The sequence below is a fragment of the Olsenella uli genome (genome assembly GCF_901212655.1).
GTDB classification, from domain to species: Bacteria; Actinomycetota; Coriobacteriia; order Coriobacteriales; family Atopobiaceae; genus Parolsenella; species Parolsenella uli_A.
In genome coordinates this window covers 4,249-16,496 of sequence record NZ_CAAKON010000048.1, presented here as the reverse complement: position 1 = coordinate 16,496, position 12,248 = coordinate 4,249, and the positions used below count along the sequence as shown (strand labels likewise).

General features: G+C 60.9%; 10 protein-coding genes. All 10 read left to right on the top strand.

Annotation, left to right across the window (positions count from 1 at the left end; genetic code table 11):
• The first annotated feature begins 1,101 nt into the window (after positions 1 to 1,101).
• The gene (locus EFAMC2_RS09175) at positions 1,102 to 1,347 is read left to right on the top strand and encodes a type II toxin-antitoxin system RelB/DinJ family antitoxin (protein WP_222838585.1); all 246 of its coding nucleotides are present in this window, start codon (positions 1,102 to 1,104) and stop codon (positions 1,345 to 1,347) included.
• 212 nt (positions 1,348 to 1,559) lie between these two features.
• On the top strand, positions 1,560 to 2,210 hold the full coding sequence (locus EFAMC2_RS09170; RefSeq protein WP_154028825.1) for a 3'-5' exonuclease: 651 nt from the start codon (positions 1,560 to 1,562) through the stop codon (positions 2,208 to 2,210).
• Positions 2,211 to 2,233: 23 nt separating this feature from the next.
• Entirely contained in the window at positions 2,234 to 5,458 is a 3,225-nt protein-coding gene (locus EFAMC2_RS09165; protein WP_154028823.1) for a CRISPR-associated endonuclease Cas3'', read from the top strand.
• A 256-nt stretch (positions 5,459 to 5,714) separates the two neighbouring features.
• Entirely contained in the window at positions 5,715 to 7,415 is a 1,701-nt protein-coding gene (casA, locus tag EFAMC2_RS09160) for a type I-E CRISPR-associated protein Cse1/CasA (protein WP_154028821.1), read from the top strand.
• Positions 7,416 to 8,066, top strand: coding sequence for a type I-E CRISPR-associated protein Cse2/CasB (gene casB / locus EFAMC2_RS09155; protein ID WP_154028819.1), 651 nt, complete (start codon positions 7,416 to 7,418; stop codon positions 8,064 to 8,066).
• Positions 8,067 to 8,068: 2 nt separating this feature from the next.
• Entirely contained in the window at positions 8,069 to 9,217 is a 1,149-nt protein-coding gene (gene cas7e, locus EFAMC2_RS09150; protein WP_154028817.1) for a type I-E CRISPR-associated protein Cas7/Cse4/CasC, read from the top strand.
• A gap of 2 nt (positions 9,218 to 9,219) precedes the next feature.
• Positions 9,220 to 9,990, top strand: a complete 771-nt coding sequence (gene cas5e / locus EFAMC2_RS09145) for a type I-E CRISPR-associated protein Cas5/CasD (RefSeq protein ID WP_154028815.1) — start codon at positions 9,220 to 9,222, stop codon at positions 9,988 to 9,990.
• A 9-nt stretch (positions 9,991 to 9,999) separates the two neighbouring features.
• Positions 10,000 to 10,707 carry a type I-E CRISPR-associated protein Cas6/Cse3/CasE gene (gene cas6e, locus EFAMC2_RS09140; protein ID WP_154028813.1) on the top strand — a complete coding sequence of 236 codons (708 nt, stop codon included), beginning with the start codon at positions 10,000 to 10,002 and terminating at the stop codon, positions 10,705 to 10,707.
• A 64-nt stretch (positions 10,708 to 10,771) separates the two neighbouring features.
• Complete coding sequence (gene cas1e / locus EFAMC2_RS09135) at positions 10,772 to 11,719, top strand: type I-E CRISPR-associated endonuclease Cas1e (RefSeq protein WP_261980234.1); 948 nt, start codon at positions 10,772 to 10,774, stop codon at positions 11,717 to 11,719.
• Positions 11,720 to 11,721: 2 nt separating this feature from the next.
• Positions 11,722 to 12,081, top strand: a complete 360-nt coding sequence (gene cas2e / locus EFAMC2_RS09130; RefSeq protein WP_154028809.1) for a type I-E CRISPR-associated endoribonuclease Cas2e — start codon at positions 11,722 to 11,724, stop codon at positions 12,079 to 12,081.
• The last annotated feature ends 167 nt before the right edge of the window (positions 12,082 to 12,248 follow it).

Here is a 12,248-nt window from a genome sequence, read left to right as displayed (position 1 = left end):
GTAAACAACCTGTTGGCACTAAACAGCTAGTGCCGTTCACGTTCGCTCTCTGGGCATTCGGGGATTGATCCGGTCCAGGCGTGCGCTGTGGGGCTCTGGGCGCCTTTCGAGTATGGCGGGGAAATCTGCGCCGGGGCCGAGGCCGAGCGCTTCACGTGCATATGGGGCTGGTTCCGAGGGCTCGGGCGTTGGAATGATTGATAACAGATTGCATGCGCAGCCTGACTCTTTGATTGATTGCGTGTTCGAGGGCGATTGTGATTCTGCTATGAAAGCCGGCGGGTCTCTTCGAGTTATTAATGGGGCCACGATAGGCCCCTTAAGAAGGGGTACGAATGGTTTGCGGGAAACCAGTTAAATGAAGAGCGGTCTGGCCGTTGGCCTATCGACAAGCGATTGCTGCGCTGCGAGGCGAGGGCCAAGCCTTTGAACTTGTGCTTGGTTGCCACATATTGGCGCCCTTTTAGGAACAAAAAGAGACGCGGTGACGGGAGTGATGCCAATTATATCTGTTCGAGAGTGAGCAAGTTGAGTTTTCTACAGTTTCTCTGTGCCTGGGGTGGCAGAGCGTGAGAGACTGTTTGTAAAACCGCTGGTAGACGAAGTGTCCACTTGCATCATCGTGCGTTGTGTCCCCAGAAGGTGGGCGAAAACTATAGAAAAATCGATTTCCTCGTTGGCAAAGGGTCTTCTAACCCTTTTCGGTGGCTTGCTGGTGGGAATAACATCTCTCTGCTCAGCCTCCTTTCGGTTTGATGCCTTTGGGACTCGCTTGCTAAGGTGTAGGTGGACTGCGGAAGGCAATCTCAGCCTCCTCAATTTGGACACGGCAGACCCGAATGAGGGGACAACCAAGGCGACTGGTGCCCAGTCCCGCTCTGAGCGGGGCTGCCGCCGTGCCGCATGGTCGCTCAGTCTTGCAAGGCCGAGCCGAGGCATACAGGCGGCAAGGCACGGGTTTCTTGGGAAGAGCCGGCTTTCACTGATTATGGCGGCGGACTGAGGAAGGGAGCCAATGCGGAGCTTCGATTTGTGCGGGCACCGTCTAACTTAGCGTTCAATGAGTGTGTCCTAGATGTATTGATGACGAGGGGAGCGAAGTTGGCTACGACCGAGAAAGAGCAGCTCAGGGTTAACATCGACGTCGATCTGAAGCGCAAGGCAGCAGAAGTATTCGGCAATTATGGTCTGTCCCTCACTAATGCAGTAACCATTTTCTTTCGCCAGTCCGTTATTGAGGGCGGCATACCTTTTGAGGTTCGCGATTCGTTCTGGTCTGCCGAGAATCAAAGGGCTTTACAGGAGTCGATAGCCCAGCTCGATGCGGGGGCGCGGCGAAGTGCGTAACCTCGTGGAGGTGCCAGGTGCTTAAGGTTTGGCAAGACAGAGCGTGGGCCGAATATCTTGAATATGATCTATGAGGAATAATCCGTACGTCCGGGTGAAAATTGCGAATAGGACTCCAATGTTTCCTGCTTACAAGACTTGGAGAAGCTGAATGATGGGACGGCAGTGCCGGCAAAGCGGATGGCAGAGACCGTCGGTGACGAAAGACATCCATGCTCTGGTATGAGCGCGGAGACGTCGGCTGGCTTCGGGAGGTGCCGCCAGAGCGCATTGCTAGCGTTGACGTGGAGACTACGGGGCTCGACCCCCGTAGTGACGAAATCCTGCAAACAGCTGTCGTGCATGGCGATGGGTCGGTTGCGATTAACGCTCTCACCAGGTCGGCGCGCCACCAGTCTTGGTCGCGCGCAGAGGCAATCCACGGCATCACTCCCGAGATGGTGAAGGGCGCTCCTCCGATTGCCGACGTGTCCACCAGGGTCGCGGAGGCCCTGGGTGGCGCGGACCTGCTCGTCGGCTACAACCTCGCGTTTGACATCGCGTTTCTCGAAGCCGCCGACATCGCGCTGCCGACATGCGAGCGCTTCGATGTGATGCGCGAGTTTGCTCCTGTCGCAAATAGGCGCGTGCGTGGGGCAGGTGGCAACAGGAGCTATCGCTTCCAAACGCTCGAGGCGTGCGCCAAACGCTACGGGTATGTCGGGAGCACTGGTCGCGCATTCCGGCCTCACGATGCCTTGAATGACGCACAAGCAGCGCTGCATTGCTTTTTTGCTATGCTTGAAGACGGCGGTTCTCGCTACGCTCGCGCGGGGCAAGTTCCATACTTGGACGTGGTGGCTCGTAGAGCCAAAAGGGTGTAGTGCGTCGCCGGGCTGGAGGTCGTATGGGTGCCATCGCCGCCGAGGAACTAATCCTCTCTCGTCAGGCTCGCTCGCTTTGGGCAAAGAGCGACGGGGGAGAGGGCGAAGCCTGGCTCCCCTTGTACGTCCACATGGCAGACGCCGAGCTCATTGGTGAGAAGCTCTGGCAATCATGGCTCCCAGATGCAACCAGGCGCATCCTTGAACTTGTGGCGGGCAGCCCGATTCTCGCCGAGACGCTCGTTCGCTTTCTTTGCGCCGCACATGACATCGGCAAGGCCACGCCGGTCTTTCAGGCCCAGCCCATCTGGGCCTTCGGAAGTGTCGAGGCTGGCGACCTCTCATATAAGGCGAGGAAGGCCGGTCTCCGCTTTCCCTCCCTTCCCTCGTCTAGCGGAGTTCCTGGGCACCCCATTGCTGGCATGGTGATTCTCGAGAGATATCTGGCGTCCAAGGGTTGGGAAAGAGACGTCGCTCGCTCGTATGCGAGCGTCATCGGCGCACACCACGGGCGCTTTCCCATATCCGAGGAGTGCCGAAAGGCCCGCACCGCCTGCGACGAGCCGTATGGGTTCGCTGTCTCGGGGGAGTGGGAAAGCGTCCAAGAGGAACTGCTCGAGTTTGCAGGGCAGCTTTCTGGTCTCGATGACGAGGCCTTGGACGAACTGTCTAGGCATTCCTTACCCGCGTCGGTTGCGAGCCTTGTCGTCGGTATTGTGATAATGGCCGACTGGATGGCGAGCAACCAGGACGTATTTCCGCTCCAGGAGCTCATAGCGCCCCCAACAGGGTTTGCGGATGCGGTTGACCTCGATGCGCTGCGGAGTCGCGGCGAGACGGCGTGGGAGGCGCTCTCCATTGCTCCCTCCTGGGCGGAGGGGCCGCACCTTTCGGATGCGGACGCGTACTTTGCCGCTCGCTTCGGCTTCCCTTTGGGCGCGAAGCCCCATCCGATGCAGCGCGCTGCCTATGGGCTCGCCCGTGACGCGACAGACCTCGGTCTCATGCTCATCGAGGCTCCCATGGGCTCCGGAAAGACTGAGGCGGCCCTCGCGGCGGCGGAGATGCTTGCGGCGCGCCAGGGGCTCGGGGGAGTTTGCGTCGCCCTGCCCACGATGGCCACCACCGACGCGATGTTCGGGCGCGTCCACAAGTGGCTTGATCGCCTTCCCTGCGAAGAGGGGCTTGACGAAAAGAGCGTCTATCTTGCCCACGGAAAAGCTGGGCTAAACGAGGAGTTCCAGGGCCTGGTAAGTGAGAGCCGGCGTGCTCGTCGCTTTGCCGATATCGGCCACGACCTCGAGGATGCTTCGACTCAAGGTGTGGCGGTGTCCGATTGGCTGTTCGGCCGGAAGAGGGGAATGCTGGCCAACTTCGTCGTCTGTACCGTGGACCAGGTGCTTATGGGCGCGCTCCAGATGAAGCATCTCTCCCTGCGTCATCTCGCCCTTGCGAACAAGGTCGTCATCATCGACGAATGCCATGCCTACGACGCGTACATGAGGCGCTATCTCTTGCGTGTTCTCGAATGGCTTGGTGCCTGGCGCGTTCCCGTCATCCTGCTTTCCGCCACGCTCCCGTCGGCCCAGCGGAAGGGGTTGTGTGAATCGTATCTGAAGGGGCGGGAGGCTCGCGTGCCTGAGCCTTCGTCGGAAGATGAGCTCATCGCGGGTCTTCTTGGACCACGAGTTGAAGATTCCGGGGAAGAGCCTGATGGCGGTGGTGCCGGGGCTAGACCAGGCGGCAAGCGGGAGCGCGGCTCCGAGATAAGGCAGGGTACCGAGCCGGGGCTCAGCGCGGGTGCCGATAGGGAGGGCGCCGCCGCTGAGGATGCTGGCGACTCCGATGGGAAGGGCACATCCGATACAGGCCCCAAGGCCACTCCATCGTTTGATGTTTCTGGAATCATGACCGAGGAGGACGCGTATCCGCTTCTTACGTACACCGAGGGTCGCATTGCCCGGAGCGTGAGAATCGAGCAAGGGGGCGTGGCCAGGGAGATTGACGTCAGCCTGCTGGGAGACGATATCGCCTACCTCCTCGAAACCCTTTCCGCCGCATTGGCGAATGGCGGCTGCGCTGGCGTCATCTGCTCCACCGTCAGCCGCGCCCAGGAGGTGACGGAATGCCTTTCCGAGGCTCTTGGTCCCGGCGACGTGATGCTGACCCATTCACGCTTCTCCGACCTCGACCGCATGGCCAACGAGGAGCGTCTCCGCTCGCTTCTCGGGCCTCGCGCAACGTCGGAAAACGGGAGAAGGCCGAGGCGCTTGGTGGTTGTTGGCACGCAAGTGCTCGAGCAGTCGCTCGACATTGACTTTGACCTGCTTGTTACGGATGTCGCCCCTGTTGACCTCGTACTCCAGAGGCTTGGAAGACTGCATCGGCACAACAGGGGACAAGGGGAGTGCGAAAGGTCCCAACTGCTGCAAAGGCCGATGTGCCTGGTCAGGGGCGTGGAGGAGTTCGGGACAGATGGGCCGCGGTTCTCAAAGGGGATTTGCAGCGTCTATGACCATGCCTCGCTGCTTGAGTCTCTTGCGGTGCTGGGGCTCACGGATGACGGTGCTCACACCCGTGTGTGCCTCCCCGGCGACATCTCGCCCCTTGTCCAACGGGCGTATCGAGGCGGGGGCGATAGCGTTCCTTTGGCGTGGCAGGAAGCCTACGAACAGGCTCGTTTGGCACGGGAGGGGCAGCTCACCCGCAAGGCCCGTAGGGCCGGAACGTGCCTGCTTGCTTCTGTCGTGCCACTTATGGAAAACGAAAGAACGTTGGTTGACATGTGCGAGCGAAGCATTGAGGGAGGAGGAAGGGCGGATGCCGATAAGGGCCAGCGAGCTGTAAGGGATACCCAGGAAACGGTCGAGGTTCTCCTTCTGCAGGAGACGGAGGGTGGGCTGTGCCTGCTTCCCTGGATTGGTGACGAGAGGAACGGCGTCGATCCTGGCTCCAGGGTTCCCACCGCCCTTGAGCCCTCGGCGGATGTCGCGAGGCTCGTTGCCCAGTGTGCCGTTCGTCTGCCGCTCTCGATGTGCTCGCTCGACAAGCTTGACGAGCTCATAGACGAGCTCGAAGAGAACTGCGGGAAGTGGACGGCTGCCTGGCAGGATTCTCCTTGGCTGGCGGGCCGGCTCGTGCTTGCCTTGCGGCAGGAGGATGGCGACGAGTTTGTGGCGGATGTCTGTGGCTGGAGGGTGTCTTATACCAGACGCGGAGGGCTGGCTACCGTTCGGGGGATAAGCTGATTTATTTCTCTTATCACTTGGATTTTCCTCTATACTTCAACCATCTCCCGAAGACCGGGTACTGCCTTCGGGAGATGCCACCTCTCGGGAGACGACGAACGGGCGGGCAAGGCTTGAGGCATCTCCAAGCTCGCTCGGGGTCCCTTCAACCAAGAGGTATGAACCTTGATACGAGAAGGTTCCAAATGTGATCCCCACACCTGTGGGGTGCACTTTTTCTGCAATTCAACCCATCGCAAAACGAGAGGAGGGGGCAATGAGACAGCAGCTTACGTATAACCTCCTGGAAGAGGCCTGGATTCCCGTCGTCGATCTGGACGGGCGAGAGCGCCTCGTCTCTCTTCGGGAACTGTTTGCTCAGGCTAATGGGCTGCGGATGATACCCGCAGGGCTTTCTCAAACCAACTTTGCCATCGTGCGCTTGGCGGTGGCAATTATGTATCGGTCGTATTATGTGGTCAACCTGCCGGAAGGGACGCTTCGGCGTCTGTGGGCCGAGCTGTGGCGTCGAGGCTCCTTTGCGGACGGTCGCATCAGCCGCTATCTGGACGAGTGGTCGAGTCGATTTGACCTCTTCGATGATGAGTGTCCCTTCTATCAGGTCCCCGGGCTTGTCTATGAAAAGGGCGGCGCGAGCTCCGTCGGCTTGTTATTGCCGGACGTCCCTGGCAAGCCTGAGAAGTTCCTCTTTTCCCAGCGCGCCATGCAGTGCGTTGAGAGCCTGTCTTTTGCCGAGGCGGCTTGTAATCTCCTGACCGTGCAGGCCTGGGATGCGTCTGGCATCAAGTCGGCCGTTGTCGGCAATACGCGGGCAAAGTCGGGCAGGGCCTATCCGTCGGGCGTGTCTTGGTGCGGCAATTTGGGCGGCGTCATGCTGGAGGGGGAGAGCCTCTTCCAGACACTCATGCTCAATTGGCCCCTGTATCGTCCGGACGCCGCGGGAGAGACGTTGCTGGGCGTTGAGGGTGACCTGCCCCCATGGGAGCTTCCGCCCCAGGGGCCTGATCAGCGCGACAGTGAGCCGGCGGGTCCGGTTCAGGCGCTCACTTGGCAAAGCCGCCGGATACGGCTTGTTCCGTCTGGGGACGGTCAGCGCGTCGATGGCGTGATCATGTGTTATGGAGACAACGCCTCCCTTGTTGATAAGCAGGGGGTTGAGATGATGACCGCCTGGAAGGAGAGTGAGGCGAAAAAGAAGAGGCTCGGCACATCCTATCTGCCGCTCGTGCCGGAGCGCTTTGTCTCAAACAAGGCCATCTGGAGAGGGCTTTCGTCCCTGCTTGCCTTCGGCAGACAGTCCGGGCAAGAGGTCCGCGACCTGCGTCCGGGCGTCATCAAATGGCTTGGTGAGATGTGGGACTCCTCCGATGTCCTCGCGCGTGGCCAGGTGGTGTCCGTCCATGGATACGGTTGCGTTTACGGCGTGCAGAACAGTGTTGTCGACGATGCCGTTGATGACGCCTTCCGCATGAGCGCCGCAATGTCATCCCCGTTCTCGCAGATGGTCTATACAGCAATCGACGTTGTTGCCAGGGCGGACAAGGCGGTTGGTCTGCTCGTCTATTTCGTCGAGAACGTCGAGAAGTCCACGGGAGACCGCCGACGTTATTCGGACTTTAAGGATTCGGCGGCAAGCGCGGTAAAGGCCGACGTGCGCGAGCTCGCCTATTCCAGACTTGACGGGCTCTTTAGGGAGCGGCTCTCTCGCTTCTCGCCTGATGACGACGTTGCCCACTTCAAGAGGTCGTGGCTCAAAGACACCTGCCAAATTGTCGAGGCCGTCGGCCTGGAGTATCTCGGTACGTCTCCTATGGGGTCGTTTGTCGGCAACGACGACATGACCGTTGGACGGGCGCTCGTCATGTTTCGGGCGAGCTTGAGAAAGGCCCTCGACCTGAACGGGCGTAAGGGAGACGCGGGCCGCGAGGGTTCCGACACAGAGGAAGGGGAGGAGTAGATGACGCGTTCACAATATGAAATTGCCTGCGAGGCGGCTTCGTATGCGGCTCGAAAGATTGCCGTCCTGCAAAAGGGGCTGTTGAGCGCCGGGCATGGGTCGTCCGTTGCCCGTGCGTCCCTTGCGCGAATCAGAAGGTCGGCAATGTCGGATGAAGGATCTTGGTTCCTGTTGGGAAGAGAGATTCTTGGCGACATGCCCGAGCTTGATTTATCCGCGCGGGATGAGCGGCGGTTTATCGAGACGGTTTCGGCGACGCTTCGTCTCTATGCAGTGCACCAGCAGTCAAAAAGCGAACCCATGGCCTTGCTTGGCAAGGATGACGGGAAGCTTGCCGGAAAATCGTTTGGCTGGTCGTGCCGCACCCTTGTCCCGAACCTTGACGACGCGTCGGCGGTTGTCGAGCGTCTTGCTGCTGCCGAGGCGGCGCCAGGCCTTGAGGGCGTGGAGCATTACCTTCGTGCGCTCGTCATGCTCATGCGCTCCTGCGACAGGGGCGCCGTGCGGGTCGATTACTGGCAGCTCGCGCACGATCTCTACCTTGTACAAGCTGAAGGTGCCAGGGGCCGCGTGTTTGCCAGGTGGGCGCGCGACTTCTATCGGGCGCCAGACCAGAAGAAGGAAGATTCCGATAATCCCGAGGGGGAATAGCCATGTATATCGATATCCATGCTTTGCATAACGTACCTCCCAGCAACATCAACCGTGACGATACGGGAAGCCCGAAGACGGCGATTTACGGCGGGGCACTGAGGGCCCGTGTCTCGAGCCAGGCCTGGAAGCGCGCGATGAGGAAGCTGTTCCCCGAGCTCTTGCCCGAGGGTTCGCTGGGCGTGAGGACGAAGAAGGCTGTCTCTCTCCTCGCCAATTGCGTTGCAGCTAAGCGCGAGGATTTGGCCGAGTATGCCGAGAAGCTTGCCGTGGCAATGCTGGGCGCGGCCGGTCTCAAGGTTGTCTCTTCCAAGCGGAGCGGTGAGGACGAGGGCTCCATGGCAACGGAATACCTTGTCTTCATAGCCGAGGCGGAGCTCGACGCTCTGGCCGACATCGCGATTGCCTGGGCAGACGACGGCGCCGATCTCTCCAAGAAGACCCTCAGTGCGCCAAGCGGGGTAAAGAAGCAGGTGTCGGCGGCGTTCCATGGGGTCCAGGCAGTCGATATCGCTCTCTTTGGGCGGATGCTCGCCAACGCGCCAGACCTCAACACTGACGCTTCTGCCCAGGTTGCTCACGCCATCTCCGTCGACCGCATCAGCCAGGAGTACGACTACTTCACGGCGGTCGATGACTGCGCTCCCGAGGACAACGTGGGCGCTGGCATGATTGGCACCGTGGGCTTCAACTCCTCGACGCTCTACAGATACGCCACGGTCAACCTCGATTCTCTGTATGGGCAGCTTGGGAGCGCGGAGGCTGCGGCAGCAGGCGTATCCGCCTTCGTGGAGGCGTTCGTCCGCTCCATGCCGACTGGAAAGCAAAACACGTTTGCCAACCGCACGCTTCCCTATGCCGTCGTAGTTGAGCTGCGTGATGATCAGCCCATTAATGCGGTGTCGGCTTTTGAACTCCCGGTGCGCGCTACCGAAGGGGAGTCCGTGAGCGAGGTGGCCCTTAAGCGTCTCGTGGCGCGACTCAAGGGTATTGACGAGACGTACGGGATGAGCCCCCTCAAGGCTTGGAGCGTTTGCGTGGACGGCGGTGCTCCTGATGCCGAGATCATTGGCGAGCGCACGAGTCTCCCAGGATTGGTTAAGGGAGTGCGCGACGAGGCCCTGGGCGTTCTTGCGTCCAAGGAGGAGTAGCAATGGTCTTGCTGTTGCGCTTGGCGGGGCCGCTCCAGTCGTGGGGCGACTCGTCGCGGTTCGCTCGAAGGAGAACGAGAACAGAGCCGACGAAGAGCGCGGTCATCGGGCTCTTGGCGGCGGCGCTAGGCAGGTCGAGGGAGGAGGACATCGACGACCTGAGGCTGCTCGAGTTTGGAGTCCGGACCGATCAGCCTGGGAGCCTGCTCAGGGATTTCCAGGTGGAGAGGTCTCTGGACGAGAAGGTCGTCATGCCCCTCTCGCACAGGTACTACCTGTCCGACGCCGTCTTCCTCGTTGCGCTAGGAGGTCCCGCAGACAAGCTCGCCGAGCTTGACGAGGCCCTGCACCATCCCGTTTGGCCCCTCTACCTTGGTAGGAGGTCTTGTCCCCCCGATTTGCCCATGTCCCTGGGGGTGCACGAGGATTATCGGGATGTGCGCGACGCTTTGGCGCGGGCACCGTGGATTGCCTCAGAGTGGTATCGGCGGAGGAGTCCCATCCCTCGCCTCGAGGTCGCCTATGACGCGCGCCCGGGGGAGCCGTGCTCCTATCAGGCAGATGACCCGCTGAGCTTCTCGGGCGAGGGCAGAAGGTATGGGCAGCGAGCGGTTGTGCGGGCGTATGTGGACAATCCCTCCTGTTCCTGCCCTGAGGGCAAGGTGTCTATGCTCGCTCAAGGGGATTCCCGCTCCCATCCCGAAGCAGAGGGATTGGATGGCGGCACGCTTCCGGATCGGGACCAAACCCACGACCCGCTCGGTTTCTTGTAAGGAGGGACGATGTATATAACAAGAATGGCGCTCAATGCGGCCCGGCCGAGCTCTCTCAAGCTGTTGAGCTCGCCTTACGCCATGCATGCTGCCGTTGAGGCGGCCTTTCCTCCGAATGTGGCGCGCGCAGACGAGCGGGGCAGGGTGCTCTGGAGACTCGATAGCTCTTCAACGAGCGGAGCTTGGCTCTATGTCGTGAGCCCGGAGAAGCCGGATTTGACGCACGTGTGCGAGCAGGCGGGGTGGCCCCTCTATAAGAGTTGGGAAACGAAGCGCTACGACGGCCTTCTGGACAGCATTGCAGAGGGGCAGACCTGGGCGTTTCGACTCAAGGCCAATCCCGTGCGCAAGGTGGCCAAGGATAAGGGGCGTGCTGGAGGGAACGGGGCGGTCGTTGGCAAGAGGCTGGGGCATGTGACTGCCGACCAGCAGATTGATTGGCTTATCAGCCGTGCGCCACGCTGCGGGTTCGAGGTACCGACCAATCGGCTCGGCGCGCTTGAGGTGGCTCTGTCGAACCGAGGGAGAGAGACCTTCAAGAGGGGAGATTCCAAGGTGACCCTCGATGTTGCCCAATTTGATGGAGTATTGAGAGTGGTCGATGCCGAGGCATTCAGGAAGAGCCTTGGCTTTGGCATCGGGCACGCCAAAGGCTTTGGGTGCGGGCTTTTGACTGTTGCTCCGCTTGGCGCGGAGGCGTCCCAAGATGGGCGCTGACGAGCCTGGCGGGAAGGGCCCATATTCACGGAAGGGGCCAAAGCCGAGCTCAACTCCCGTCGAGGTGGCCGATCTGGCGCGCGTGGAGGACCGCATGTCCTTCCTGTATTTCGAACGCTGCATAGTCAACCAGGTTGACAATGCTATAACGGTAACTGATGAGGAGGGGACCATCAGGGTCCCCTCCGCCGCTTTGAGCGTGCTGATGCTTGGTCCCGGCACAACGGTGAGCCACAAGGCAATGTGCACGATTGGCGAGAGCGGCGCGACGGTGATATGGGTGGGGGAGCGCGGCGTCCGCATGTATGCGTTCGGCAGCCCGCTCACCCATTCGAGCCTGCTGCTCCAACGCCAGGCGGCGCTCGTCTCCAATGTGAGGTCACGCCTGGCGGTTGCCCGGGAGATGTATCAGATGAGGTTTCCCGGCGAGGACGTGAGTGGGCTCACCATGCAGCAGCTGAGGGGCAGGGAAGGCGCCCGCGTGAGGCGTGTGTACAAGAAGCTGTCCGAAGAGACGGGCGTGGAGTGGAGCCGGCGAAGCTATGACGCCGAGGCCTTCGAGGACGGCACGCCCATCAATCAGGCGCTTTCGGCGGCGAACGTGTGCCTGTATGGCTTGGCGCACGCGGCGATAGTCGCGCTTGGGTGCTCTCCTGGACTGGGGTTTGTTCACGTGGGGCACGAGAAGTCGTTTGTCTATGACGTGGCCGATCTCTATAAGGCGGAGGTCTCTATCCCCGCTGCGTTCAAGACGGTTGCCGCCGGTGTCGAGGATGTTGGGTCGAGGTCTCGTCGGGCGGTGAGGGATGCCGTGTATGACCTCGGCATCATGAAGCGGATGACGCGAGACATCAAGTTTTTGCTGGAAGAGGCCGATGGCGCGGCGTCGACGGCGGCAGATGACGTGGGCGGCAACCACGTTGGCCTGTGGGACGAGCGGTGCGGCGAGGTGCCCGCGGGGAAGCTCTACGCGGAGGATGGCGATGGGGCGACGGAGGAGGGCGGGGCGTAGCTATGGTGGTAATTGTTCTCACGGCCTGCCCGCAGGGGCTCCGCGGTGACTTGACGCGCTGGCTTCTCGAGATTGCGCCCGGTGTGTACGTGGGCCATGTGTCTGCGAGGGTGAGGGAGCGACTTTGGGCGAGGGTCCTCGACTTGGCTCGCGAGGGGCGGGCAATCATGGTGTATTCGGCTCGCAACGAGCAGCATTTGGCGTTTGAGGTGTTTCAGCCAGACTGGAAGCACGTCGATGCCGAGGGTGTTGGCCTCATCAAGAGGCCGATGGGCACGGATGACGCGACGCTTGTCGGCACGAAGAAAAAGGGCTGGAGCACGGCAAGCAAGTACAGGAGGGCCAAGAAGTACGGGGCGTGAGACAGTGGATGGGCCCACATCCCGCTCGGCAATGCCGCCGTGAGGGCCGGAAAGCGCGGGGCATGAGCTGGTGATTGGGGTGTTTTTCTGTCCGCTTGTCCGCCTCTGATGTGATTGGTAAAGTGAGTGTGATTCGCTTGAGTCCTGGGCAAAGCCGCAGGTATTCA